The organism is Streptomyces longhuiensis (assembly GCF_020616555.1).
Taxonomy (GTDB): domain Bacteria; phylum Actinomycetota; class Actinomycetes; order Streptomycetales; family Streptomycetaceae; genus Streptomyces; species Streptomyces longhuiensis.
In genome coordinates, this window is record NZ_CP085173.1 from 5,947,672 (window position 1) to 5,971,701 (window position 24,030).

22 protein-coding genes and 1 pseudogene are annotated in these 24,030 nt (G+C 70.8%); 16 read left to right on the forward strand and 7 right to left on the reverse strand.

Annotation, left to right across the window (positions count from 1 at the left end; all coding sequences use genetic code 11):
• Positions 1 to 410: 410 nt before the first annotated feature.
• The 4 genes and pseudogenes from LGI35_RS27590 to hutH all read left to right on the forward strand — a co-directional run bounded on the left by LGI35_RS27590 (position 411) and on the right by hutH (position 5,173).
• Positions 411 to 1,523, forward strand: a complete 1,113-nt coding sequence (locus LGI35_RS27590; RefSeq protein ID WP_116510635.1) for an adenylate/guanylate cyclase domain-containing protein — start codon at positions 411 to 413, stop codon at positions 1,521 to 1,523.
• A gap of 39 nt (positions 1,524 to 1,562) precedes the next feature.
• The gene (locus tag LGI35_RS27595; protein ID WP_227296948.1) at positions 1,563 to 2,354 is read left to right on the forward strand and encodes an enoyl-CoA hydratase/isomerase family protein; all 792 of its coding nucleotides are present in this window, start codon (positions 1,563 to 1,565) and stop codon (positions 2,352 to 2,354) included.
• 65 nt (positions 2,355 to 2,419) lie between these two features.
• On the forward strand, positions 2,420 to 3,571 hold the full coding sequence (locus LGI35_RS27600) for a GGDEF domain-containing protein (protein WP_227296949.1): 1,152 nt from the start codon (positions 2,420 to 2,422) through the stop codon (positions 3,569 to 3,571).
• 64 nt (positions 3,572 to 3,635) lie between these two features.
• Positions 3,636 to 5,173 (forward strand): annotated as a pseudogene (gene hutH, locus LGI35_RS27605) (histidine ammonia-lyase).
• A 112-nt stretch (positions 5,174 to 5,285) separates the two neighbouring features.
• Here hutH and LGI35_RS27610 read toward each other — a convergent pair.
• Positions 5,286 to 5,570 (reverse strand): hypothetical protein, encoded by a 285-nt coding sequence (locus LGI35_RS27610; RefSeq protein WP_116513449.1) that lies wholly within the window; start codon positions 5,568 to 5,570, stop codon positions 5,286 to 5,288.
• Between the two features lie 109 nt (positions 5,571 to 5,679).
• Between LGI35_RS27610 and LGI35_RS27615 the strand changes: the two genes are divergently transcribed.
• The 6 genes from LGI35_RS27615 to LGI35_RS27640 all read left to right on the forward strand — a co-directional run bounded on the left by LGI35_RS27615 (position 5,680) and on the right by LGI35_RS27640 (position 14,284).
• The gene (locus LGI35_RS27615; RefSeq protein WP_199842068.1) at positions 5,680 to 6,024 is read left to right on the forward strand and encodes a hypothetical protein; all 345 of its coding nucleotides are present in this window, start codon (positions 5,680 to 5,682) and stop codon (positions 6,022 to 6,024) included.
• A gap of 293 nt (positions 6,025 to 6,317) precedes the next feature.
• Positions 6,318 to 7,574, forward strand: coding sequence for a L,D-transpeptidase (locus tag LGI35_RS27620; RefSeq protein WP_227296950.1), 1,257 nt, complete (start codon positions 6,318 to 6,320; stop codon positions 7,572 to 7,574).
• A gap of 154 nt (positions 7,575 to 7,728) precedes the next feature.
• Entirely contained in the window at positions 7,729 to 9,186 is a 1,458-nt protein-coding gene (locus tag LGI35_RS27625) for an ABC transporter permease (RefSeq protein WP_227296951.1), read from the forward strand.
• A 50-nt stretch (positions 9,187 to 9,236) separates the two neighbouring features.
• Positions 9,237 to 9,923 (forward strand): ABC transporter ATP-binding protein, encoded by a 687-nt coding sequence (locus LGI35_RS27630; RefSeq protein ID WP_227296952.1) that lies wholly within the window; start codon positions 9,237 to 9,239, stop codon positions 9,921 to 9,923.
• A 151-nt stretch (positions 9,924 to 10,074) separates the two neighbouring features.
• Positions 10,075 to 13,377 carry a S8 family peptidase gene (locus LGI35_RS27635; protein ID WP_227296953.1) on the forward strand — a complete coding sequence of 1,101 codons (3,303 nt, stop codon included), beginning with the start codon at positions 10,075 to 10,077 and terminating at the stop codon, positions 13,375 to 13,377.
• A gap of 136 nt (positions 13,378 to 13,513) precedes the next feature.
• On the forward strand, positions 13,514 to 14,284 hold the full coding sequence (locus LGI35_RS27640) for a group II truncated hemoglobin (protein WP_227296954.1): 771 nt from the start codon (positions 13,514 to 13,516) through the stop codon (positions 14,282 to 14,284).
• Between the two features lie 151 nt (positions 14,285 to 14,435).
• On the opposite strand, the gene LGI35_RS27645 is transcribed toward LGI35_RS27640, so the two are convergent.
• Positions 14,436 to 15,368 carry a helix-turn-helix domain-containing protein gene (locus LGI35_RS27645; RefSeq protein WP_227296955.1) on the reverse strand — a complete coding sequence of 311 codons (933 nt, stop codon included), beginning with the start codon at positions 15,366 to 15,368 and terminating at the stop codon, positions 14,436 to 14,438.
• A gap of 148 nt (positions 15,369 to 15,516) precedes the next feature.
• Between LGI35_RS27645 and LGI35_RS27650 the strand changes: the two genes are divergently transcribed.
• The 4 genes from LGI35_RS27650 to LGI35_RS27665 all read left to right on the forward strand — a co-directional run bounded on the left by LGI35_RS27650 (position 15,517) and on the right by LGI35_RS27665 (position 18,592).
• A complete protein-coding gene (locus LGI35_RS27650) occupies positions 15,517 to 16,557 on the forward strand; it encodes an NAD(P)-dependent alcohol dehydrogenase (protein ID WP_279349013.1) in 1,041 nt (346 codons plus the stop codon).
• Positions 16,558 to 16,681: 124 nt separating this feature from the next.
• Positions 16,682 to 17,038, forward strand: a complete 357-nt coding sequence (locus tag LGI35_RS27655) for a DUF1330 domain-containing protein (protein ID WP_227296957.1) — start codon at positions 16,682 to 16,684, stop codon at positions 17,036 to 17,038.
• Positions 17,039 to 17,120: 82 nt separating this feature from the next.
• Entirely contained in the window at positions 17,121 to 17,516 is a 396-nt protein-coding gene (locus LGI35_RS27660; RefSeq protein WP_279348644.1) for a helix-turn-helix domain-containing protein, read from the forward strand.
• 137 nt (positions 17,517 to 17,653) lie between these two features.
• The gene (locus LGI35_RS27665) at positions 17,654 to 18,592 is read left to right on the forward strand and encodes a hypothetical protein (protein ID WP_227296958.1); all 939 of its coding nucleotides are present in this window, start codon (positions 17,654 to 17,656) and stop codon (positions 18,590 to 18,592) included.
• Positions 18,593 to 18,652: 60 nt separating this feature from the next.
• Here LGI35_RS27665 and LGI35_RS27670 read toward each other — a convergent pair whose 3' ends face one another.
• Complete coding sequence (locus LGI35_RS27670; protein WP_227296959.1) at positions 18,653 to 19,327, reverse strand: hypothetical protein; 675 nt, start codon at positions 19,325 to 19,327, stop codon at positions 18,653 to 18,655.
• Between the two features lie 316 nt (positions 19,328 to 19,643).
• On the opposite strand from LGI35_RS27670, the gene msrA reads away from it, so the two are divergent.
• Positions 19,644 to 20,156, forward strand: coding sequence for a peptide-methionine (S)-S-oxide reductase MsrA (msrA, locus tag LGI35_RS27675; RefSeq protein ID WP_227296960.1), 513 nt, complete (start codon positions 19,644 to 19,646; stop codon positions 20,154 to 20,156).
• Between the two features lie 29 nt (positions 20,157 to 20,185).
• On the opposite strand, the gene LGI35_RS27680 is transcribed toward msrA, so the two are convergent.
• A complete protein-coding gene (locus tag LGI35_RS27680; protein ID WP_227296961.1) occupies positions 20,186 to 21,295 on the reverse strand; it encodes a hypothetical protein in 1,110 nt (369 codons plus the stop codon).
• Between the two features lie 91 nt (positions 21,296 to 21,386).
• Here LGI35_RS27680 and LGI35_RS27685 point away from each other — a divergent pair, with 91 nt between their 5' ends.
• Positions 21,387 to 22,559, forward strand: a complete 1,173-nt coding sequence (locus LGI35_RS27685) for a cystathionine gamma-synthase (protein WP_227296962.1) — start codon at positions 21,387 to 21,389, stop codon at positions 22,557 to 22,559.
• A 33-nt stretch (positions 22,560 to 22,592) separates the two neighbouring features.
• Here LGI35_RS27685 and LGI35_RS27690 read toward each other — a convergent pair whose 3' ends face one another.
• From LGI35_RS27690 to LGI35_RS27700, 3 genes are all read right to left on the reverse strand, one after another.
• Positions 22,593 to 22,844 carry a hypothetical protein gene (locus LGI35_RS27690; RefSeq protein WP_227296963.1) on the reverse strand — a complete coding sequence of 84 codons (252 nt, stop codon included), beginning with the start codon at positions 22,842 to 22,844 and terminating at the stop codon, positions 22,593 to 22,595.
• The gene (locus LGI35_RS27695; protein ID WP_227296964.1) at positions 22,841 to 23,335 is read right to left on the reverse strand and encodes a sigma factor-like helix-turn-helix DNA-binding protein; all 495 of its coding nucleotides are present in this window, start codon (positions 23,333 to 23,335) and stop codon (positions 22,841 to 22,843) included. The genes LGI35_RS27690 and LGI35_RS27695 overlap by 4 nt, the downstream gene beginning before the upstream one ends.
• 106 nt (positions 23,336 to 23,441) lie before the next feature.
• On the reverse strand, positions 23,442 to 23,942 hold the full coding sequence (locus LGI35_RS27700) for a MarR family winged helix-turn-helix transcriptional regulator (RefSeq protein ID WP_116510573.1): 501 nt from the start codon (positions 23,940 to 23,942) through the stop codon (positions 23,442 to 23,444).
• Between the last annotated feature and the right edge of the window lie 88 nt (positions 23,943 to 24,030).

The window sequence follows — 24,030 nt, forward strand, 5'->3', positions numbered from 1 at the left end:
CGCCGGGGTGTCGTTTCGGTGCGCCGTCGTTGCGGCCGGTTGTCTTTTGGGTGCGGGGCCGCGGAAGCATGTACGTGCTCGCTGTTCCACGGGTGAACGTTGGGCAGTCGATCGCCCGTACGTGGTGCTGGTGGCTCCGCGCGCACATGCCCCCACGTCCCCTCCCGTCTCGTACGCGGCTGTCCGCTCGGTCGGGCTCCCGGCCCTCGGGGCGCGTCGCGTACGCGGCCGACCGTTCGGTGGGGTCCCGGGTTTTGTGCGTGGCTGGTCGGCGGTGGGACTTTCGTTTTGGTCTGCACTTGGCCGGGGGCTCGGGACTCGTGTGTGCTGGGGGAGTGAGCTGCGGCACACCTGCCGTAAAGTTGAGGCCGGTCGATACATGACCGTGGCAGATCGGAAGGGCAGCAGGCGTGACCGTCGACGACTCGGGCTCCGGCGCGGGCAACCCAACCGACATCGGGTCTGTCGAGGAAGGTGCCGGCGGTGAGGACCCGCTTGCCCTCCGTCTCGAAGGGCTCATTCTTGGCGCGGAGCGGCGGTACACGCCTTTCCAGGCCGCGCGCAGCGCCGGTGTTTCCATGGAGCTCGCCTCCCGGTTCTGGCGGGCCATGGGGTTTGCCGACATCGGGCAGGCCAAGGCGCTGACCGAGGCCGATGTGCTCGCCCTGCGGCGTCTTGCCGGTCTCGTCGAGGCCGGGCTGCTCAGCGAGGCCATGGCCGTGCAGGTCGCCCGGTCCACGGGCCAGACCACCGCCCGGCTCGCCGAGTGGCAGATCGATTCCTTCTTGGAAGGGCTCACCGAGCCTCCCGAGCCCGGGATGACCCGCACCGAAGTCACGTACCCCCTGATGGAGCTGCTCCTGCCCGAGCTGGAGGAGTTTCTGGTCTATGTGTGGCGGCGGCAGCTGGCTGCGGCCACCGGGCGTGTGGTGCAGGCCGCCGACGACGAGGAGATGGTGGACCGGCGGCTTGCCGTCGGGTTCGCCGACCTGGTCGGGTTCACGCGGCTCACCCGGCGTATGGAGGAAGAGGAGCTCGGGGAGCTCGTCGAGGCGTTCGAGACCACCGCTGCCGATCTTGTGGCCGCCAACGGCGGGCGGTTGATCAAGACCCTGGGCGACGAGGTCCTGTACGCCGCCGATGACTCGGGGGTCGCGGCCGAGATCGCTCTGCGGCTCATCGAGACCATGGCCAATGACGAGACCATGCCCGAGGTGCGGGTGGGGATGGCCTTCGGGACCGTCACGACCCGGATGGGCGATGTCTTCGGGACGACCGTGAATCTGGCCAGCCGGCTCACCTCGATAGCTCCTCGGGATGCCGTGCTCGTCGACGGCGCGTTCGCCGAGGAGCTGCAGCGGGCCGGTGAGGCGCCCGCGTCCGAGGCCGAGGCCGCCGCTCTCGCCGAGAAGGAGGGCGAGGACGCGCCCTCGTACCGCTTCGCCCTTCAGCCCATGTGGCAGCGGCCCGTGCGTGGTCTCGGTGTCATCGAGCCCTGGCTTCTGACCCGGCGGCCGCTCTAGGATTCTGCCGTTGTTAACTGTCGTTAACCGGGAGGGTCTGTGAGCGAGCGGTTCGGAGAGTTCGTCGAGGTGCGGCGGCACGGCTTTGTCGCCGAGCTCGTTCTCGATCGGCCCAAGGCCATGAATGCCGTGTCCAGTGCCATGGCCGTGAGTGTCGGGGAGGCTTGTGCCTCTCTCGCGGGCGATGCCGGCGCGAGGGTTGTTGTTCTTTCCTCTTCCGCCTCTCGCGCTTTTTGTGTCGGGGCCGATCTGAAGGAGCGGAACTCCTTTTCCGATGCCGAGCTTCTTCGGCAGCGGCCTGTGACTCGGGGGGCCTACGGGGGCGTGCTCGAGCTTCCTATGCCGGTCATCGCCGCTGTGCACGGGTTCGCCCTCGGTGGCGGGTTCGAGCTCGCTCTCGCCTGCGATCTCATCGTGGCCGACGAGACCGCCGTCGTGGGGCTGCCCGAGGTGTCTGTGGGGGTCATTCCCGGTGGCGGCGGTACGCAGCTGCTGCCCCGGCGTGTGGGGGCGGCGAGGGCCGCTGAGCTGATCTTCTCCGCGCGGCGCGTCGAGGCCCGGGAGGCCCTGGAGATGGGGCTTGTCGACCAGGTGGTGGGGGTGGGTGACGATCGTGAGGCGGCGCTCGAGCTGGCGGGGCGCATCGCCGCCAATTCGCCGGTGGGGCTCCGGGCCGCCAAGCGCGCTCTGAGGGTGGGCTACGGGCTGGATCTGCGCGCCGGGCTCGAGGTCGAGGACGCCGCCTGGCGGTCCGTCGCCTTCTCCGGCGACCGGGCCGAGGGTGTCGCCGCCTTCAATGAGAAGCGCGCGCCCCAGTGGCCCGGTGAATGATTATTCCTGGCCTCGTATGGGTCCTGAATGTATCGAGTTAGGCATTTCTTTCCTAATCTTGGCTTATGGGAGAGGAAGTCCGGTTGCGGGCCGTGGTCGCGATGGCGCAGGGGATGGCCGCGGCGCAGTCTCCGCGTGAGTCCTGGCGGGCCGCCGCCCTCGGCGCCTGTCGCGCCCTGTCCGGCACCTTCGCGGCGCTGTCCGTGTGGGAGCGCGAGCGCGGGCGGCTGCGCGTCCTGGTGAACGTGGGGGAGCGCGCCGAGGGTGAGGTCGAGTTCCCCGAGGACGAGGCCTATCCCGTTCACCAGTTCCCCGAGATCACCGAGTTCCTGCACGAGCAGTGGGTGGGCGGGGGTGCTCCGCGCGCCTGGGTCGAGACCGCCGCCGGGACCGTGGAGGGCGGCGGCTACTGCCATCAGCGCGTCGCCGCCCTGCGCCGGCGCGGGCGCGGTTGCTGTGTCGTCGCGCCGATCGTGCTCCATGGGCGCGCCTGGGGCGAGTTGTACGTCGCCCGGCCCGAGGGCACCGAGGTGTTCGGTGCGCAGGATGCCGCCTTCGCCACCGTGCTCGCCTCTGTCGCCGCCGCGGGCATAGCGCAGACCGAGCGGCTCGAGGAGGCGCGGCGGCTCGCCTTCACCGATGCCCTGACCGGGCTCGCGAACCGGCGTGCCGTCGATATGCGCCTCGACGAGGCCATCGAGCGGCATCGCGGCGGGGGCGATGTCGTCTCTCTTGTCGTCTGTGATCTGAACGGGCTCAAGCGCGTCAACGACTCGTTGGGGCACGCGGTCGGCGACCGGTTGCTGGAGCGGTTCGGGTCCGTTCTCTCGCTGTGCGGCGCGATGTTGCCGGGGGCGCTGGCCGCGCGGCTGGGGGGTGACGAGTTCTGTCTGGTGGCGGTGGGGCCCGAAGCCGATGACGTGGTGCGGGCGGGCGAGGAACTGTGCTTGCGTGCCTCCGAGTTGGAGCTCGGGGACGGGGTCGCCTGCGGGATCGCCTCCACCGGTGACCCGATCGGTGAGGTGCTCAGTGCGCGGCGGCTCTTCCGGCTTGCCGATGCCGCCCAGTACCGGGCCAAGGCGCTGCGGGCCGTGAAACCCGTCGTCGCCGGGAGGGACGGGCCCGACGATCCCGTCGTGCGCCTTGCCGACTCGCCTCCGCCCGCCGTCGGCGACAGTGAGCGGCGCCGGCTCCGGGGGCGGGACGTGGGGGCGTAAGGGGCTCATCCCGAACTCGGTCGTGACATTAGGCTCTTCACCTCGTACGCTCCTGAATATGGATATGCACACTGTGGTGGTGGGGACGTCCGGCGTCAGCGCGGCGGATGTCGTCGCCGTGGCGCGGACGAATGCCCGGATCGAGCTCTCCGAAGAGGCGGTGGCCGCACTTGCCTCGGCCCGCGCGGTCGTGGACGCGCTGGCCGCGAAGCCCGAGCCCGTGTACGGGGTCTCCACCGGGTTCGGCGCGCTCGCCACCCGGCACATCAGCCAGGAGCTGCGGGCTCAGCTGCAGCGGAACATCGTCCGCTCGCATGCGGCGGGAATGGGCCCGCGCGTCGAGCGGGAAGTCGTGCGCGCGCTCATGTTCCTGCGGCTGAAAACCGTCTGCTCCGGGCACACCGGTGTGCGGCCCGAGGTCGCGCAGACCATGGCCGACGTGCTCAACGCCGGGATCACGCCCGTCGTGCACGAGTACGGGTCCCTCGGGTGCTCCGGCGACCTCGCGCCGCTCAGCCACTGCGCCCTGACGCTGATGGGCGAAGGCGACGCCGAGGGGCCCGACGGTGTCGTCGCCCCCGCCGGCGAGCTGCTCGCCGCCCACGGCATCGCGCCCGTCGAGCTGCGCGAGAAGGAGGGTCTCGCCCTTCTGAACGGCACCGACGGCATGCTGGGCATGCTCGTCATGGCGCTCGCCGACCTCGAGAACCTGTACAAGTCCGCCGACATCACCGCCGCCCTGTCGCTCGAGGCGCTGCTCGGCACCGAGAAGGTCCTCGCGCCCGAGCTGCACGCCATCCGGCCGCACCCCGGCCAGGGCGCCAGCGCCGCCAACATGCTGGCCGTGCTGAAGGGTTCGGAGCTCACCGGGCACCACCAGGACGACGCGCCGCGCGTGCAGGACGCGTACTCCGTGCGCTGCGCCCCGCAGGTCGCCGGGGCCGGGCGGGACACCATGGCCCACGCGCGGCTCGTCGCCGAGCGCGAGCTGGCGTCCGCCGTGGACACCCCGTCGTGCTGCCGGACGGGCGTGTGGAGTCGAACGGCAACTTCCATGGCGCGCCCGTGGCCTACGTGCTCGACTTCCTCGCCATCGCCGCCGCCGACCTCGGGTCCATCGCCGAGCGGCGCACCGACCGCCTGCTCGACAAGAACCGGTCCCACGGGCTGCCGCCGTTCCTCGCCGACGACGCGGGCGTCGACTCCGGCCTGATGATCGCCCAGTACACGCAGGCCGCCCTGGTCAGCGAGATGAAGCGGCTCGCCGTGCCCGCCTCCGCGGACTCCATCCCGTCCTCCGCCATGCAGGAGGACCATGTGTCGATGGGCTGGTCCGCCGCCCGCAAGCTGCGTACCGCGATCGACAATCTGACGCGGATCGTCGCCGTCGAGCTGTACGCGGCCTCGCGCGGCATCGAGCTGCGGGAGGGCCTCACGCCCGCTCCCGCCTCGCGCGCCGTGATCAATGCCGTACGGGCCGCGGGAGTTCAGGGTCCCGGCCCCGACCGGTTCCTCGCTCCCGATCTCGCGGCCGCCGACGCCTTCGTGCGCGGCGGGCACCTCGTCGCGGCCGTGGAGCCCGTCACGGGGCCGCTGGCCTAGGGCCTCTCGTTCGGATCAGGCCGGGCTCGCGGCGCCTGATCCGAAAGGCCGTAGGGGTCACGGGGAAGCACGGGCGGGCCGCACCCTCGGGGTGCGGCCCGCCCTTCGTCGTTCAGAAGGCCGACTCGCGGCTCTTCCTGGCCGAGTACGTCAGGAAGCCCGCGCCGATCCCGAGGAACGCCGAGCCGCCGATCACGTACGGCGTCGTGTCGACCGTTCCCGTGTCGGCCAGGCGCAGTTGGTCCTCGGACTGCGCGTGCACCGCTGTCGCGGTCTGCTGCTGATCTGCCTCCGCTGTCTTCTCGGGCGTCGCGGTGGCGGACGGAACGAACCACAGAGCAGCCAGGAGTGTCCCGGCGGCAGTGGCGGTGAGCAGCGATCGTCGTGCGACGGACACGGAATCGATCCCCCTTGTGGAGCTGGCGAATTGGCCGTGTGAGGCGATGTTAGTGAAAGGTGCGGGTCACACGAAAGTCGCGGGTGGGGTGAGGCATACGCTCCGTCGCATGAGCACCCCTGAGACATCACGATTTGTTCGGCTCCGCGTTGAATTGGTCCTGGAGATCGAGGACTCCGCCGCCATCACCGGGGCCGCGTTGCAGCGCATCGCCGAGGACGACGACATGGCGGCCGACGAGCGGACCCACGCCGAGGCCGCCGTCAACGAGGACGAGGCCGAGGCACTCGCCTATCTGGTCGACCCGTTCGACCTGGTCAGCGAGGTGCCCGGGGCGGAGCTCGTGCAAGCCTCCTGGTCCAGCGAACAGGTCGACTACGATCCTGATTCGCCCGACTGGGACCTCGACGTGGATGATGACGACTCCGGCGACGCTCTCGACGCGGACGACTAGCGCGAGATGCGGGGCCGGATCGGACCGCACGGACTCGGGACCCCGGGTGGCAACCGCCGGCCGGGGTTTCCTCGTCCCACAGGGGGTAACAGGAGAGTCCCGTTACCACTGGTGCATGCCTGGTCACGGGAGTTCCGACGTGTCATCCCCCACATCGGGGACGGAAAAGGGACGGGACGAACCGGTCATGGCGTTACATGGGCCATTGGGGATTTCCGCTTTGCGAGGATCGGGGCCTGTCAGGGGCCTTCCGGGGCTGTTGGGGGAATTGGCGACGATGGAGGATGCGTGTGATGACGGACAGTAAGCGGCGCAAGGGCCTGATGGCCGCGTCCGCCCTGGTCGGAGGAGTGCTGATGCTCTCTGCGTGCAGCGGAAGCGACAGCCAGGCGAACGGTGCCGACGGCGGCGGCAAGAATTCGCCGCAAGCCCAGGTCGACGAGGCCGCCGCCAAGAAGACGTCGGAGGCGCTGATCAAGATCACGCCGAAGGACGGCTCCGACAACGCCGGCATCAACAACGCCGCCGCCGTCACCGTGAGCAAGGGTTCGCTCACGAACGTGACGATGACGAGCGCCGAGGGCGCGGCCGTCCAGGGGCAGATATCCGCTGACAAGAAGAGCTGGAAGCCCGCGAGCCAGCTCCAGCGCGCCACCGTCTACAAGATCGCCGCCGAGGCCAAGGACTCCAGCGGCCGCGCGGCCCACGAGAACGCCTCGTTCACCACGGTCTCGCAGGCCAACAGCTTCATCGGCAACTTCACGCCCGAGGACGGCTCCACCGTCGGCGTCGGCATGCCGGTCTCGATCAACTTCGACAAGGCGATCACGAACAAGGCCGATGTCCAGAAGGGCATCACCGTCTCCTCCAGCAGCGGCCAGGAGGTCGTCGGCCACTGGTTCGGCAACCAGCGCCTCGACCTGCGCCCCCAGGACTACTGGACGGGCGGCTCCACGGTCACGCTGAAGCTGGACCTCGACGGCGTCGAGGGTGCGAACGGCGTCTACGGCGTGCAGCAGAAGACGGTCACCTTCAAGGTCGGCCGCAACCAGGTCTCGACCGTCGACGCGGAGACCAAGACCATGACGGTCACGCGGGACGGCAAGGTCGTCAAGACGATCCCGATCTCCGCCGGGTCGCCGGAGAACAAGACGTACCAGGGCCAGATGGTGATCTCCGAGAAGTTCAAGGAGACCCGCATGGACGGCTCGACGGTCGGCTTCAAGGGCACCGACGGCAAGGGCGAGTACGACATCAAGGACGTGCCGCACGCGATGCGTCTGTCGAACTCCGGCACCTTCATCCACGGCAACTACTGGGGCGCCAAGTCGATCTTCGGTGGCGCCAACACGAGCCACGGCTGCGTCGGCCTGTCCGACGCCAAGGGTGCCAATGACCCGAGCACTCCGGGCGCCTGGTTCTACGACAACTCCATGGTCGGTGACGTCGTCGTCGTGAAGAACACCGGCGACAAGACCATCCAGCCGGACAACGGCCTCAACGGCTGGAACCTGGACTGGGCGCAGTGGAAGGCCGGTTCGGCCGTCTGACGGTCCTCCGTCCGACAGTCTCCGTCCGACAGTCCTCGCAGAAGGCCCGCACCCCGGCGACGGGGTGCGGGCCTTCGGGCGTTTCCGGAGAGTTCTCATCGGTCTCTTATCCCGGGCTTATCCGATCATCACGGTGCGTCCCTAGCTTCACGGCATGTTCTTCACCTACCTGAGGCGCGAACTGCGCCGCCGCAGAAAGGCGGCCCTCGTCGTCGCCTCCGGGCTCGCGCTCGGCATCGCGCTGGTCATCGTGGTCAACTCCGTGTCCTCCGGCATGAACCAGGCCCAGGACAAGGTCCTCCAGTCCCTGTACGGCCTCGGTACCGACATGACCGTCACCAAGGCCGCCGAGGCCCCCAAGAGCGGTGAGACCGGGCGGCCGCGGTTCGAGTTCGGCGCCAAGGACGACGGCGAGGAGCAGAGCAGCGACCGCGTCATGGTGCAGGGCTTCCAGACCCTCGCCTCGTCGACCGTCACGAAGGTCGCCGGGCAGAAGGGCGTCGCCGACTCGGTGGGCGGCCTCAGCCTCCAGGTGATGAAGGTCAGCGGCGAGTTCAAGCGCGGCCAGTTCAAGCAGGACCAGAGCGGCGGCACCACCCGCCAGGGCGGTCCGGGCGGCTCCGGCGGCCAGCCGCAGGGCCGGGTCGAGGGCGGCGGTGCCTCCTTCGACGTCAACTCCTACAGCGTGTACGGCACCGACGTGACCAAGCAGGGCCTCGGCCCCCTCACCTCCTCCAAGGTCACCAAGGGCCGTACGTTCAAGACGTCCGAGACCGACGCCAGGGTCGCCGTGGCCGACACGTCGTACGCCAAGGAGAAGAAGCTCGCCCTCGGCGGCACCGTCAAGATCAAGGGTGTCAAGTACAAGCTCATCGGCATCGCGACGCCCGACAGTGGTGACGCGGCCGCCAACCTGTACGTGCCGCTGAAGCAGGCGCAGACCCTCGCCGGCGCCAAGAACAAGATCACCACGGTCTATGTGAAGGCGACCGACTCGCAGCAGATCTCCGCGGTCAAGGCCACCATCCAGAAGAACATCTCCGGTACGACGGTGACCACTTCGGCGGACCTCGCCGACACCGTCTCCGGCTCCCTGTCCACCGCGTCCGACCTCGCGGCGAACGTCGGCAAGTGGCTCTCCATCGCGGTGCTCGTCGCCGCGTTCCTCGTCGCGGGGCTGCTCACCTCGTCTGCGGTCTCCCGCCGCGTACGGGAGTTCGGCACGCTCAAGGCGCTCGGCTGGAAGTCCGGCCGCGTCACCCGCCAGGTCGTCGGCGAGGCCGTCGTCAACGGGCTCGTCGGCGGCGCCCTCGGCATAGCCGTCGGCCTCGCGGGCGCCTACGCCGTCACCGCGATCAGCCCCACCCTCACCGCCGAACTCGGCTCCGGCGCGGGCGGCGGCGCCAGGGGCGGCGGCATGGCCGTGGGCGGCCCGGGCATGCGCCAGAGCGCCGGCAAGACCCTCGACATCGCCCTCAGCGCGCCCGTCAGCGCCACCACCATCACGCTCGCCGTCGGCCTCGCCGTCGCCGGAGGCCTGATCGCCGGCGCCTTCGGCGGCTGGCGCGCCTCCCGGCTGCGCCCGGCCGACGCCCTGCGCCGCGTCGAGTAGCCGCACCGCGCGGCCTCCCGAACACCTCTACGTACCGCAGGAGTTGCACCATGTATCAGCTGAGAGGCGTCACCAAGCAGTACCGGCGCGGCAAGGACACCGTCGACGCGCTCGCCGGGGTGGACCTGACCATCGGCGACGGCGACCGGCTCGTCATCCAGGGCCCCACCGGCGGCGGCAAGTCCACCCTCCTCCAGATGCTCGGCGGGCTCGACCGGCCGACCGCGGGCAGCATCGAGCTCGACGGCGTCGACCTGGCGAAGCTCCCGGAGGCGCGGCTCACCAAGTTCCGCGCCGAGTCCATCGGGTTCGTGTTCCAGAGCTTCAACCTGATCCCGACACTGAACGCCCAGGAGAACGTCGAGACGGCCCTCGTGCCGCTCGGCCTCAAGGCCGCCGACCGCCGCGAACGCGCCGCGCAGGCCCTGAACTCGGTCGGCCTCGGCGAGCGGCTCGGTCATCTGCCCTCGGAGATGTCCGGCGGCCAGCAGCAGCGCGTCGCCATCGCCCGCGCCCTCGTCAAGAACCCCAAGGTGCTGCTCGCCGACGAGCCCACCGGAAACCTCGACGAGTCCATGCGCGACGAGATCATGGACGTGCTCGAGACCATGTGGAAGGAGCACGGGCTGACCTTCATCATGGTCACCCACGACTCGTCGATCGCCCGCAGGGCGCCGCGGCTCGCCACCATCCGCAAGGGCCGGATCACCATCACCGAAAACTCAAAAGCTGTCTGATTTCGATCGCTTCAGTGCACAACCGGTGTCCCCCCTGCATCATCTCTCTGCAGGGGGGCCGCTTGGGTCTCCCGCCGGTGAACTACCGTCACCAGGGGGAAAGTTGCACAGACAGGCACGAATAACCTCAAAGAGACTGAGCGCCACGACGGTGGCCGCCGCGGCGGCCGTCGTCCTCACCGCGGGTCTGACCGCCCCGGCCGTGGCCGCCGCCCCCGCGGCGCAGTCCGGCGAGGCCGCGAAGGCCGCGCCCAAGCAGCACATCACGCTCATCACCGGCGACCGCGTCACCCTCGACGCGAAGGGGAAGCCGGTCGGCTACCAGCACGCCAAGGGCCGTGAGCACATCCCCGCGCAGACGCGCACCGTCGGCGGCCACACCCTCGTGGTGCCGGCCGACGCACAGCGCCTGGTCGCGAGCGGCAAGCTCGACCAGCGGCTCTTCGACGTCACCGAGCTCTCCAAGTCGGCCAACCGCAAGGCCCAGAAGCACGGCCTCAAGGTGATCGTCGGCTACCGGGGCACAGCGACCGCCGCCCGCGCCGACGTGCGCGACGCGGGTGACACGACGGTCCGCAGGACCCTCAAGTCCCTGAACGCGGACGCCGTCACCACGCCCAAGCAGGACGCCACCCGCCTCTGGGACGCCGTCACGACCTCGCGGGGCTCCACCGCCTCCGGCATCAGCCGTATCTGGCTCGACGGCGTACGCAAGGCCAGCCTCGACAAGTCGGTCCCGCAGATCGGCGCCCCCAAGGCGTGGGCGGCCGGCTACGACGGCAAGGGCGTCAAGATCGCCGTCCTGGACACGGGCGTCGACGCGACCCACCCCGACCTCAAGGGCCAGGTCGTCGGCGAGAAGAACTTCTCCACCTCCGCCGACGCGGTGGACCGTTTCGGCCACGGCACGCACGTCGCGTCCATCGCCGCCGGTACGGGAGCCAAGTCGGGCGGCAAGTACAAGGGCGTCGCCCCCGGGGCCAAGCTGCTCAACGGCAAGGTCCTCAGCGACGACGGCTACGGCGACGACTCCGGCATCCTCGCCGGCATGGAGTGGGCGGCCGACCAGGGCGCCGACGTCGTCAACCTCAGCCTCGGCGGCGGTGACACCCCCGAGATCGACCCGCTCGAGGCCGAGGTCAACAAGCTGTCCGCCGAGAAGGGCATCCTGTTCGCCATCGCCGCGGGCAACGAAGGCGAGTTCGGCGACTCGACCGTCGGCTCCCCGGGCAGCGCGGACGCCGCCCTGACCGTCGGCGCGGTCGACGGCAACGACAAGCTGGCCGACTTCTCCAGCCGCGGCCCGCGCGTCGGGGACGGCGCCGTCAAGCCGGACGTCACGGCCCCCGGCGTCGACATCACGGCCGCCGCCGCCCCGGGCAGCGTCATCGACAAGGAGGTCGGCGAGAACCCCGCCGGCTACCTCACGATCTCCGGTACGTCGATGGCGACCCCGCACGTCGCGGGCGCCGCCGCGATCCTCAAGCAGGAACACCCGGACTGGAAGTCCACCGAGCTCAAGGGCGCCCTCACCGGCTCCACCAAGGGCGGCAAGTACACGCCGTTCGAGCAGGGTTCGGGCCGCATCCAGGTCGACAAGGCCATCACGCAGACCGTGTTCGCCGAGCCCGTCTCGGTGAGCTTCGGCGTCGCGCAGTGGCCGCACACCGACGATGCCGCGCTCACCAAGAAGGTGACGTACAGGAACACCGGTGACAAGGACGTCACCCTCGACCTGACGGCCACCGGGACCAACCCGAAGGGCCAGGCCGCCCCGGCCGGCTTCTTCAAGCTCGGTGCGACGAAGGTGACCGTCCCCGCGGGCGGCACCGCCTCCGTGGACCTGACCGCGAACACGAAGCTCGGCGGCACCGTCGACGGCGCGTACTCCGCGTACGTCGTGGCGACGGGCGGCGGCCAGACCGTGCGCACCGCGGCCGCCGTGCAGCGCGAGGTCGAGTCGTACGACGTGACGCTCAAGCACATCGGGCGTGACGGCAAGGACGCCCAGGGCTATGAGACGTCCCTGGCCGGCATCGGCACGGACGCGTACTTCGACGCCTACGACCCGAACTCGGGCACCGTCAAGGTCCGTGTCCCCAAGGGCAGTTACACCCTGAACGAGTACCTGGTGGCCGACCCCGAGGACTTCTCCAAGGGCGCCGACTGGCTGGTGCAGCCGAAGCTGGACGTCACCAGGAACACGACGGTCACGCTCGACGCCCGCACCACCAAGCCCGTCGACGTCACCGTCCCGGACGCCGCCGCCAAGGGCATCCTGGCCGTGCCCGAGTTCACGCTCGACACCGCCGATTCCTCGTCCGGCTACGGCTGGATCCTGGACTCGTACACCAACTTCCGCACCGCCGGCCTCGGCCCGGAGCCGACCGGCGTCAAGCTCCAGCAGCAGTGGACCGGCGTGTGGGCGAAGGGCGCCGACACCGAGTACGACACCGTCGCGGGCGGCACCGTCAAGAAGCTCGCCACCGGCTACACCAAGCACTACAAGGCGAGCGACCTGGCCACGGTGAAGGTCGGTCTCGGCGGAGCGGCCAAGGACAAGACCGGATCCGTGGGCGCGAGCGGCATGCTGCCCGTCAGCTCCGGCGGCTGGTCCGTCGCCGTCGACCAGAAGCTTCCCGGCACCCGCACCCTGCACCTGTCCACCGGCGACAAGGCGAAGTGGGGCCTGAACTTCTCGCAGAACGGCCCCGAGGACAGCGACGGCTTCCCGACCGAGGAGGCCTCCTACACGCTGGGCACCCCCCAGTCGTTCCAGGGCGGCAAGGCCTACGAGAAGACGTTCAACACCGGCGTCTTCGGCCCCCGCATCGGCGGTGACTACGGCGTCTACCGCGACGGCAACGAGATCTACGGCAACCTGCCGATGTACGCCGACGGCAAGACCCACGCCGGCTACTCGCAGTACCTCTCGGTGAAGACCACCCTCTACAAGGGCAGCACCAAGGTCGGCGAGAACGACGACCCGCTGGTGGGCGAGCAGCCCTTCAAGGTCACCTCCGGCGACGCCGAGTACAAGCTGTCGACGTCCATCAAGCGCAGCGTCAAGATCGCCGCGGCCTCCACCCGCGTCGACGCCAGCTGGACGTTCCGCTCGAAGAAGCCGGCCTCCTCCGCCGAGGCGGCCAAGCTGCCGCTGTCCACGGCCCGCTTCGCCGCGGCCGTCGGCCTCGACAGCACCGCCCCCGCCGACAAGACCCAGTCGGTCCCCGTCACCGTCCAGGGCGCGGCCGCGGGCAGCAACCTCAAGTCGCTGGCCGTGTACGTCTCCTACGACTACGGCCAGACGTGGAAGAAGCTGGACGTCAAGAACGGCAAGGTCACCGTGAAGAACCCGGCCAAGGGCAAGGCCGTCTCCTTCCACGCCAAGATCGCCGACAAGAAGGGCAACAAGTCGACGATCTCGATCTACAACGCGTACTACGGCAAGTAGCCGCGACGCGTGGCGTAGGCGCACTACGCCCGCCGGTGTAGTGACGGGCACGGCCCGTTACGCCCAGCGCTGACAGCCCAGGTGTCCCGTCCCGACCTCATGGCCGGGGCGGGACACCCGTGTTTTGCTGACTGCCATGACGACGCAGACAGTCGAGTACATCCGCTACCGGATCCCCGAGGACCGGTCCGCCGAGTTCCTCGCGGCCTACACGCGCGCCGCCGGCCGGCTCGCCGCGGCGCCCCAGTGCGTCGACTACGAGCTGGCGCGCTGCGAGGAGGACTTCGAGCACTTCATCCTGCGCATCACCTGGACCTCGACCGAGGACCACATCGAGGGCTTCCGCAAGTCCGACCTCTTCGAGGACTTCCTCGCCGAGATCAGGCCGTACGTCGGGAACATCGACGAGATGCGCCACTACAAGCCCACATCGGTGCGCGGCACCGGCGCGTCCGTCCCCAGCCTGTACGACTGGGCCGGCGGTGCCGAGGCCTTCGCGCGGCTCACCGACGTCTTCTACGCCAAGGTCGTCAAGGACGACCTCCTCGGCCCCCTGTTCGCGGACCTCCCGCCCGAGCACGCCGGGCACGTCGCCCTGTGGATCGGCGAGGTCTTCGGCGGCCCCGCCACCTACTCCGAACAGCAGGGCGGCCACAGCCACATGGTCGCCAAGCACGTCGGCAAGCACATCACGGAGCCGCAGCGCCGCCGCTGGGTCAATCTGATCCAGGACGCGGCGGACGAGGCGGGCCTGCCGTCCGACGCCGAGTTCCGCTCGGCGTTCAGCGCCTACGTCGAGTGGGGCACCCGGCTCGCCGTGTACTTCTCCGGCCCCGACGCGGACCGGCCCGCCGAACAGCCCGTACCGCTGTGGAACTGGGGAGCGGCGCCGCCCTACCAGCCGTAGAGGGGGCCTTTCGTCATCGGTCGGGTGCGCCTTCCGCTGCCGGTCGGGTGCGCTTTCCGCCGCCGGTCGGGCGGGACTGTCGTCATCGTTCGGGCGGGGCTGTCGTCACCGGTCCGGTGAGGATGTCGTCACCGTTCGGCCGGGGCTGCCGTCACCGGTCCGGGTGGGGCCGGAGGTTCTCGCCCAGGCCCGCCCGGACCGCGTCCGTGCCCCAGCTCGCGAGGAGGCGCAGTGCCTCGGCCGAGGGGGAGCCCGGCTCCGCGTGGTAGACCACGAGATGCTGCTCCTCGTCGTCGGGCAGGTTCATGCTCTCGTACGACAGGCTCAGCTCACCCACCAGCGGATGCCGCAGCCGCTTCACGCCGTGGCTCTTCTCCTTGACGTCGTGCGTCGCCCACAGCCGCCTGAACTCCTCGCTCTTGACGGAGAGTTCACCCACCAGCGCCGACAGCTCCGGGTCGTCGGGGTGGCAGCCCGCGTACAGCCGCAGATAGCTGACCATGTCGGACGCCTTCGCGTCCCACTCCACGAACAGGTCGCGGTAGGCCGGGGCGAGGAACACCATCCGCGCCCAGTTCCGCTCCCGCGGCGGCAGCTCGCTCCAGTCGCCGAAGACCGCCGCGGCCATCCGGTTCCAGGCGAGCACCTCGGAGCGCCGGCCGGACACGTACGCGGGCACGCCCTCCAGGCTGTCGAGCAGATGCCGCAGCGCCCCGCGTACCTGCTGCTGCTCCCGCGAGGCCCGCTTCTTCTTGTGCTGCTTGGGCTTGGCCAGATGCGTCAGATGCGCGTGCTCCGCGTCCGTGAGGCGCAGGGCGCGCGCGATCGCGTCGAGCACCTCCGCCGACACGTTCCGCCCGTTCCCCTGCTCCAGGCGCGTGTAGTACGCCACCGACACGCCGGCCAGCTGCGCCAGCTCCTCACGGCGCAGGCCCGGCACGCGCCGGTGCCTGCCGAAGTCCGGCAGCCCCACGTCCTGCGGCTTCAGCCGGGCCCGCCGGGTGCGCAGGAACTCGCTCAGCTCGGCACGCCGGTCCAGCGGCTCGCCGGCGGCCGGGGCGGCGCGGGTCCCGTCATCGTCCATGCCTCCAGTATCGCCGGGCCGCCACAGTCGTACGAAGGTGTTCCTGACCCCGCCAGTAGTAGGACCAGTGGGCGTACGCAAAGCGGGGCAAGGCCCTGAGCACGGAGGATGCCTCCGGCTGGGGCAGGCTGTATGCATGACCGCACAGATCACCACCGTCAGCGCCTACGCCGCACCCTCCGCAAAGGCTCCGCTGGAGCGCACCACCATTCCGCGCCGCCCGGTGGGCGAGTTCGACGTCCTGATCGACATCAAGTTCGCCGGCATCTGCCACTCCGACATCCACCAGGCCCGCGACGGCTGGGGCGAGGGCATCTTCCCGATGGTCCCCGGCCACGAGATCGCCGGCATCGTCACCGAGGTGGGCCACGGCGTCACCAAGTTCGCCGTCGGCGACCGCGTCGGCGTCGGCTGCATGGTCGACTCCTGCCGCGAGTGCGACAACTGCAAGGCGGGCCTGGAGCAGTACTGCGCCAAGGGCAACGTCGGCACGTACAACGCCCTCGACAAGAACGGCGAGCCCACCTACGGCGGCTACTCCACCCACATCGTCGTCGACGAGAACTACACCGTCGGCATCCCCGAGGGCCTCGCCCTCGACGAGGCCGCGCCGCTGCTGTGCGCGGGCATCACCACGTACTCCCCGCTCAAGCACTGGAACGCGGGCCCCGGCAAGAAGGTCGCCGTCCTCGGCATGGGCGGCCTCGGCCACATGGGCGTCAAGATCGCGCACGCGCTCGGCGCCGAGGTGACCGTCCTGTCGCAGTCCCTGCGCAAGCAGGAGGACGGCCTCAAGCTGGGCGCCGACCACTACTACGCGACCAGCGACCCGAAGACCTTCGAGGAGCTGGCCGGCACCTTCGACATCATCCTGTCGACGGTCTCGGCCCCGCTCGACTTCGGCGCGTTCCTCTCGCTCCTGAAGACGGACGGCGCCCTGGTGAACGTGGGCGCCCCCGAGGAGCCCATCTCCCTCAACCTGTTCTCCGTGATCGCGGGCCGCAAGTCCCTCTCGGGCTCCGGCATCGGCGGCATCCAGGAGACCCAGGAGATGCTCGACTTCTGCGCCGCGCACGGCCTCGGCGCCGAGATCGAGCTGATCGAGGCGAGCCAGATCAACGAGGCGTACGAGCGCGTGCTCGCGAGCGACGTGCGGTACCGCTTCGTGATCGACACGGCGACGATCTGACCCTCGCCGTTGCCCGACCCGTCACCCAGGGCAGCACCCGGGGCATTACCTGAGGCGTAATCGACGGTCCGTCCGTCCCCCGGCAGGATCGAGTCATCGAACCGATCCTGCCGGGGAGGACCTCATGACCGCCTACGCCATCGCCGCTCTGCGCAACACCACCGTGCCGAACGAAGAGGTCTTCGACTACATGGAGCGCATCCAGTCGACCCTCGACCCGTTCGACGGCCGCTTCCTCGTGCACGGCGCCCAGCCGGAGGACATCGAGGGGGCGTGGCCGGGGGGCGTCGTCGTCATCTCGTTCCCCGACAAGGCCGCGGCCCACGGCTGGTACGCCTCCGACGCCTACCAGGAGCTCATCCCGCTGCGGACACGGAACCTGGACGGCGAGGTGATCTTCGTCGAGGGGGTTCCGGAGGGCTACGACCCGTCGAGTACGGCCGCGCGCATGCGGGCCGAGGTGGCGCGGGGGCGCGTGTGAGGCCGGCCGGGTGCCACGCCCACCGTTATGCCGGGGGCAGAACGGTGGGCCGTACCGCGTGCGCCGCTCCTACGCTGAACCCGTGAGCAGCCACGCGTCGAACCACGCCCGTGTCATCCCCCTGCGCCCGGACCTGTGCCCCGCTCCGGCGGAGCCTGCCGGGCGCCCGTCCAAGGAGCCGCTCTGGCGCGACATCGTGGGGGACGTCCTGCGCCGCGAGCGCCTCGCCCAGGACCGCACGCTGAAGGACGTCGCCGACGCCGCCCGCATCTCCCTGCCGTACCTCTCCGAGATCGAGCGCGGCCTCAAGGAGGCGTCGTCGGAGGTGCTGGCGGCCGCCGCCCACGCCCTGGGCCTCGGCCTCGCCGACGTCCTGGCCCTCGGCCAGTCCGAACTGCTCCGCCTCGCCGCTCCGGCCTCACGGCCTGCCGTCCGCCGGGCGCCCCCGCGTCAGGGCGAGGTACGCCTCGCGGCGTGAGGACACCGTCCCGGACACCGTGAGCACGGCCCGTTGTCAGTGGTCGCACCTACGCTGCGAGAGCGGCTGTGCGACGGCTGCCGGACGCAGGGGTTCCTGACGTTCGGGCGGGACGGGGAGCGGGGGCGGGGAGCGCGATGCTGGTTGCGGTCATGGGGGCCGTCGGGGGAATCGTGGCGGCGGCCGTCGGCGCGGTCATCGCGGCGTGGGCGACGCTGCGGGCGCGGCGGAAGCAGGACGGGGCGATCAGCTTCGTCGACGTCACGGTGAAGGACGCGGAGACGGTGCTCGCCGAGCCGGACGCGGACGCGCGTGTCCTGGGCGAACTGGTCCCGGATCGCCCGGTCCTGGACATCGCCGTCTGCAACGAGGGCGACCTGGACGGCATCGTGCGACGCGTGCAGGTGGATGTGAAGGGCCTGCTGCACGTCCCCCCGATCGAGCCGCCGTTCGTTCTCGTCCTGCCCGGGGCGACGATCACCGCACCCTTGCCGGCACAGCAGCGAAGAATGGGCCCGAGCGCCGCGTACGCTGTCAACTTCCCCCTCAGGCAAGGGAGTTACCGCCATTCCGTCAGTCAGCTGATCCCCGCGGGCGCCGTGGACCGATTCGCCGTGTCCCTGGTGGCGACAGAGGCGGAGCGGGGCAGGGACTTCTACGGGGTGAGCCTGTCCCTCGACTGCGGCAGGACGAAGAAGGGCCGGGCAAGCGCGACATGGGACTCCGTGCGGGTGCTGGCCTACGGGCCCCCGGCCTGGGAGAGCCCCGACGAGATCAGGGAACGCCTGTCCCGGACGGCCGACCGCGTGCGCGAACTGGCCCCGTCCGGCGGCGAGAGCGTCGGCGTGCTCTTCAACTCCACGGTCCACCCCGCCCGCACGGCGATGGACGACTACCTCACGGTCTACGAGAACAAGCTCAAGGTCCTGACCGCGGCGCTCGGCGAGTGCCTGAAGTACGCCGCGGACGACACCCGGATACGGACCTGGCTGACCGAACTGGAGCGCGCCACCGAGGAGATCGAGCCCCTGCGCCACCACGCGAGGGCACTGCGCGCCTCGGGGGGCCACCCCTGACCTCGCCCGCCCGCCGGTACGCCCCCTGGTACGCCCGCCGATGCGGCGAGCACGCCCCGCCTATGCCCGCATCGCCCGTCGCGCGCCGACCTCGGTCGGATACACGCGGACGGTGAGCGCGGCGACGCTCCAGCCCACGCAGAACGCGGCGAACGCCGGCATGACGGGAGCCGCGATCACCACGAGGCCACGGCCGAGGACGGCCAGACCGGTGGAGCGCCCGACGGAAGCACGCCGCGCGGCCCGCGTCCGCCCGGGACGGGGCGGGTCCAGCAGATCCCTGCCATGCGCCCGCCTCTGCGCGATCCACCCCCACACGGCGCCCACACAGGCCGCGACGGCCTGCGCCACGTCCCACACGGTGCGCACGCCCGACGGCAGCGACTCGCGGAACCCCGAGTAGAGGCTCAGCGAGACGAAACAGAAGAACGCCAGCACGACCAGCCACAGCACACCGGTCCCGGTACGCCGCATCCAGTACCGCGCCCCGCGCTCGTACCAGCTGGTCCCGAGCCCGGGCAGCACCGGAATGCGCCCACCGCCCGGCGCGGGCGAGGCCACCGCGGGCTTCGGGCCCGCCCCGTCATCGTGCGCGAGCGCCCCCGCGCCGACGCCGCCCGCATCGTCGAGGGGCCGTGAACGCCCGTGCGCCGGACCGGTGTCGGCCCCTGCGGGAGATTCCGCTTCGGCGTTCTCGACATGGTCGAGAAGCCGCGAACGTCTCGGCACCTCCACCGCTGTCTCCCCTTCGCCGCGGACGCTTTCGTTCCGTCACACTAGCCAGCAAAGGAAAAGTAAATCCCGCTATGTCGCCCGCCGCCGGGGCCGCATGCCGAACGCATACGGCGCCTTGGCCACGACCTGGCCACCCTTTGACCACCCGATGACATGAGGGCAATCGTGGCAAGCGAGTCGGCGACCGCAGGGCGGGTCGGACGGGCACGGAATCGCCTGGAACCCTCGCGCGTTGAGGACAGTGGGCGTGAGATGCCGGTGGTGTGCGAGCCGAGGAGCCCGAGTGACCGAGCTGACAGATATTGGAGGGGCCGAAATGGCTACGCAGACGCAGAGGGCCGTACTGGCAGGCGGATGCTTCTGGGGGATGGAGGAGCTGATCCGCCGGCTCCCGGGCGTGACGGCGACCCGGGTCGGATACACGGGGGGTGACGTGCCTGACGCGACGTACCGTAACCACGGCACGCACGCGGAGGCCATCGAGATCCTTTTCGACCCCGCGAAGACCGATTTCCGCGCGCTGCTGGAGTTCTTCTTCCAGATCCACGACCCGAGCACCAAGAACCGCCAGGGCAACGACATCGGCCTGAGCTACCGCTCGGCGATCTACTACGTGGACGACGAGCAGAAGCGGATCGCCGAGGACACGATCGCGGATGTGGACGCCTCCGGACTGTGGCCCGGCAAGGTCGTCACCGAGGTGGAGCCGGTCGGCCCCTTCTGGGAGGCCGAGCCCGAGCACCAGGACTACCTGCAGCGTTACCCGGACGGCTACACCTGCCACTTCCCGCGCCCGGGATGGCGGCTGCCCGTCCGCGCGGAGGGCTGACCGCCGGAATTCCGGTCCGTGCGGGGCGGTCAGTGGCGCAGCGTCGCCGGGCTCCCGCCGTTCGCCTCGTAGCCCGCGACCGCCAGCGCCCGGTAGACGGCGTAGTCCGCGGCCGGGTCCGTGCCCGTCGTCCAGGGGAGCGCGCCGACGTGGCCGTCGACGTGGAGCAGCTGCTCCATGGCCTCGGCCCAGCGCTCGCAGCGGACCAGGAAGAACACCAGGAGGTGGCGGACGTGGGCGAGCATCGGGTCGTCCGGGCGGGCGGCCTGGACGGCGAAGAGCGCGCCGTGGATCGACTTGGTGACGACCTCGCTCTGGTAGAAGCTGCGCACCAGATTGACCTCGGGCAGGTGCTCGTAGAGCGCGAAGAGGGGGAGCGCGGCGAGGAGCGAGCCGCGCGGGGCGCGCGCGGCGGCGGCCTCGGCGAAGGCGAAGGCGAGCTCGCGCGAGCCGTGCCACTTCTCGCACCAGTACCGCAGGCCCGCGAGGTGGGCGCCCATGTGTCCCGGCGCCGTGTCGAGGATCTTGAGCCAGAGCTGCTCGAAGTCGTGCTGGGAGTATCCGAGGCCGCGGGCCACGGCGAGATGCGTGATGTGGGGGACCGGGTCGCCGGGGGCCAGGAGCGCCGCGTCCTCGCAGGCCGACCTGGCCTCCTCCAGGATGATCCGCCGCTCGTCGGCCTGGGCCTCACCGCCCGCGTTCCGCCAGGCCTGCTGGACCAGGAACTCCGCGAACACCTGTGCCCCGCCCGGGTCCTTGGATTCCTGGGCACGCCACGCGTGGAGCCATCCGGCTCCGAGCCGCGGGGTCTGCGCCAGCTCCAGGGCGGCGGCGCCGGCGATCGCCTGCACGCGCTCCCAGCGCTGCTCGCTCTCCCTGCCCGTGCCGGCGAGGAGCTGCTTGGCGGCGGTGAAGTCCTGGTTGCGCTGGACCACCGACATCACGTTCAACAGGTCCTGGTCGGGGCCGGGGAGCCGTACGTCCAGGTCCTCCTGGCGCATGAAGCCGTACTCCGCCGGGTCCGCGGCGTCCGGCGAACCGGGCGCGACCTGGCGTATCCCGCCGCGCCTGCGCAGCAGGTACGGGCCGAGCACCGCCCCCAACATGACCACTGCCATCAGGACCCAGAGAATTCCCATGCGTACAAGCGAACCAGAAGGGTCGGACAATTGGCGAACCAGGCCCGGTAGGGACGCCGCGCGGCCCGTGCGCGCACTACGCTCTGGCCGCATGAGCGACACGCACAACAGCCAGAGCGCCCACGATGGTCACGGGTTCGAGACCGTGGCCATTCACGCGGGCAACACGGCCGACCCCCTGACGGGCGCCGTGGTCCCCCCGATCTACCAGGTCTCCACGTACAAGCAGGACGGCGTGGGCGGGCTGCGCGGCGGCTACGAGTACAGCCGCAGCGCCAACCCGACCAGGACCGCCCTGGAGGAGAACCTCGCCGCCCTCGAAGGCGGCCGCCGCGGCCTGGCGTTCGCCTCCGGGCTCGCCGCCGAGGACTGCCTTCTCCGTACGCTCCTCAGCCCCGGCGATCACGTGGTCATCCCGAACGACGCGTACGGCGGCACGTTCCGGCTGTTCGCGAAGGTCGTCTCGCGGTGGGGCGTGGAGTGGTCGGTCGCCGACACCAGCGACCCGGCCTCCGTGCGCGCGGCGCTCACACCGAAGACCAAGGTCATCTGGGTCGAGACGCCGTCCAACCCGCTGCTCGGGATCACCGACATCGCCGCCGTCGCGCACGTGGCGCGGGAGGCGGGGGCGCGGCTCGTCGTCGACAACACCTTCGCGAGCCCGTACCTCCAGCAGCCGCTCGCGCTCGGCGCGGACGTCGTCGTGCACTCCCTGACCAAGTACATGGGCGGTCACTCGGACGTCGTCGGCGGCGCGCTGATCGTCGCCGACCCGGCGCTCGGCGAGGAGCTGGCGTACCACCAGAACGCGATGGGCGCCGTCGCCGGGCCGATGGACGCCTGGCTCGTGCTGCGCGGCATCAAGACGCTGCCCGTGCGCATGGACCGGCACAGCGAGAACGCGACGAAGGTCGCCGACATGCTGTCCCGGCACGCGCGCGTGACGCGTGTGCTGTACCCGGGCCTTCCGGAGCACCCCGGTCACGAGGTCGCGGCCAAGCAGATGAAGGCGTTCGGCGGCATGGTGTCGTTCCAGGTCGAGGGCGGCGAGGAGGCCGCCGTGGCGGTCTGCGACCGGGCGAAGCTGTTCACCCTGGGCGAGTCCCTGGGCGGTGTGGAGTCCCTGATCGAGCACCCGGGACGCATGACGCACGCCTCGGTCGCGGGCTCGGCGCTCGAAGTGCCCGGCGACCTCGTGCGCCTCTCCGTGGGCATCGAGTCGGCCGACGACCTGCTCGCCGACCTCCAGCAGGCGCTCGGCTGATCCTCCGCAAGGCCTCCGTGAGGAGGCACGCGGTCACCAGCCCGTGAGTGGTGGAGTCGTCCCCGACGGCGGCTCCACCCAGGGCCTGGCCAGCAGGGCCCACACGAAGAACACGGTCATCGCCAGGCACAGCGCCAGCCACATCAGGCGGCGCAGCACCCTCCGGCGGCGCAGGATCCGCCCGCCCCGGCGCACCGCCTCGGTGTGGATCTCGGGCGGCAGCGCTCCCTGGGCGGCCTCCAGGACCGCGCGGACCTCGCGTTCCCTGCGGGCCTGTGCGTTCATGACGGCACCTCCTTCAGGGCCGCCGCGTCCCCGAGGGAGGCCGGGGCGGGCCCGCGCGGCGGGTGCAGGACGAGCGCCATGGCGCGCGCGTGGATGGCGTGCACGCGCTCCATGGGGAGCCCGAGCAGCGAGGCCACCTGCTCCTCGCCGACGCCCTCGTACATGCGCAGCACCAGGATCAGCCGCTCCTGCGGGCCCAGGTGACGCAGCACGCCGCCGTACCCGCGGTGCTGGTGCCAGGCCGCGCGGGCGAACCGAAGGGCGAGCTCCTTGCGGGCACGGTCGTAGGGGTCCTCGCCGCGCAGCTTGTCCCAGGAGGCGTACGTCTGCGCGAGCGCCGATGTGAGCAGCTTCCGCGCGCGCGGGTTGTCGCCGGCCGGCTCCGTGGTGAGCAGCGTCGCGGCATGGAGCAGCCGCCCTGCCGCGCCCGCGACGAACGCCTCGAACTCCCGGGCCCGGCGGGCGTCCTGGAACGCGCGCCGTTCTCGCACCGCACCTCCAGCCGGGCCGCTCGGCGGCCGCTCACCGGGACGGGACGGGCCCCGGCCGCGTGCGACAGGGGCCCGGTCTCATATGAGGGCAGGTGCGGGCCCGGGGTCAAGAGCCGGGAGCGGCTTCCCCGGACGGGGCGGGCTGACCCGTCTGCCGCGCGGACAGCGCGGTGTTGAAGCGCGTGAGGAGCGCACAGAACTGTTCGCGCTCCTGCGGGGTCCACTCCTGCGTCAACTCGGCCATCAGCGACCGCCTGGACGTGCGTACCTCGTCGAGCCGGGCGAGGCCGCGCGGCGAGAGCTGGAGGACGACCGCGCGCCCGTCCTCCGGGTGGGACGTCCGCTTGACGAGGCCCGTGTCGACGAGCGGCGCGACCTGACGCGTCACCGTCGACGAGTCGATGCCCATGCTCGCGGCGAGCGCCTTGACGCCCATCGGGCCTTCCTTGTCCAGGCGGTTGAGCAGCAGATACGCGGCTCGGTCCATCGAGTTGCGCACCTGCCCGACCCCGCCGAGCCGGGTCTGTTCGGCACGGCGGGCGAAGACCGCCACCTGGTGCTGCAGGGTTTCGAGGAGGCCGGTGTCGCCGGCGGTCGTCATGTCCATCGTTTCCGGTGGTGTGGGCATGGCCGGGGGCTCACTTCATGCGAGGGGTGGTGGGTTGGGGGACAGGGTACGCGGCCGGACGGCGGGC

Excerpts from the sequence above, each read along its gene's own strand:
- LGI35_RS27600 (WP_227296949.1), top strand. The coding sequence starts at position 2,420 with ATGGGAGAGGAAGTCCGGTTGCGGGCCGTGGTCGCGATGGCGCAGGGG.
- LGI35_RS27615 (WP_199842068.1), top strand. The coding sequence starts at position 5,680 with ATGAGCACCCCTGAGACATCACGATTTGTTCGGCTCCGCGTTGAATTG.
- LGI35_RS27620 (WP_227296950.1), top strand. The coding sequence starts at position 6,318 with ATGACGGACAGTAAGCGGCGCAAGGGCCTGATGGCCGCGTCCGCCCTG.
- LGI35_RS27625 (WP_227296951.1), top strand. The coding sequence starts at position 7,729 with ATGTTCTTCACCTACCTGAGGCGCGAACTGCGCCGCCGCAGAAAGGCG.
- LGI35_RS27630 (WP_227296952.1), top strand. The coding sequence starts at position 9,237 with ATGTATCAGCTGAGAGGCGTCACCAAGCAGTACCGGCGCGGCAAGGAC.
- LGI35_RS27640 (WP_227296954.1), top strand. The coding sequence starts at position 13,514 with ATGACGACGCAGACAGTCGAGTACATCCGCTACCGGATCCCCGAGGAC.
- LGI35_RS27645 (WP_227296955.1), bottom strand. The coding sequence starts at position 15,368 with ATGGACGATGACGGGACCCGCGCCGCCCCGGCCGCCGGCGAGCCGCTG.
- LGI35_RS27655 (WP_227296957.1), top strand. The coding sequence starts at position 16,682 with ATGACCGCCTACGCCATCGCCGCTCTGCGCAACACCACCGTGCCGAAC.
- LGI35_RS27665 (WP_227296958.1), top strand. The coding sequence starts at position 17,654 with ATGCTGGTTGCGGTCATGGGGGCCGTCGGGGGAATCGTGGCGGCGGCC.
- msrA (WP_227296960.1), top strand. The coding sequence starts at position 19,644 with ATGGCTACGCAGACGCAGAGGGCCGTACTGGCAGGCGGATGCTTCTGG.
- LGI35_RS27680 (WP_227296961.1), bottom strand. The coding sequence starts at position 21,295 with ATGGGAATTCTCTGGGTCCTGATGGCAGTGGTCATGTTGGGGGCGGTG.
- LGI35_RS27685 (WP_227296962.1), top strand. The coding sequence starts at position 21,387 with ATGAGCGACACGCACAACAGCCAGAGCGCCCACGATGGTCACGGGTTC.
- LGI35_RS27690 (WP_227296963.1), bottom strand. The coding sequence starts at position 22,844 with ATGAACGCACAGGCCCGCAGGGAACGCGAGGTCCGCGCGGTCCTGGAG.
- LGI35_RS27700 (WP_116510573.1), bottom strand. The coding sequence starts at position 23,942 with ATGGACATGACGACCGCCGGCGACACCGGCCTCCTCGAAACCCTGCAG.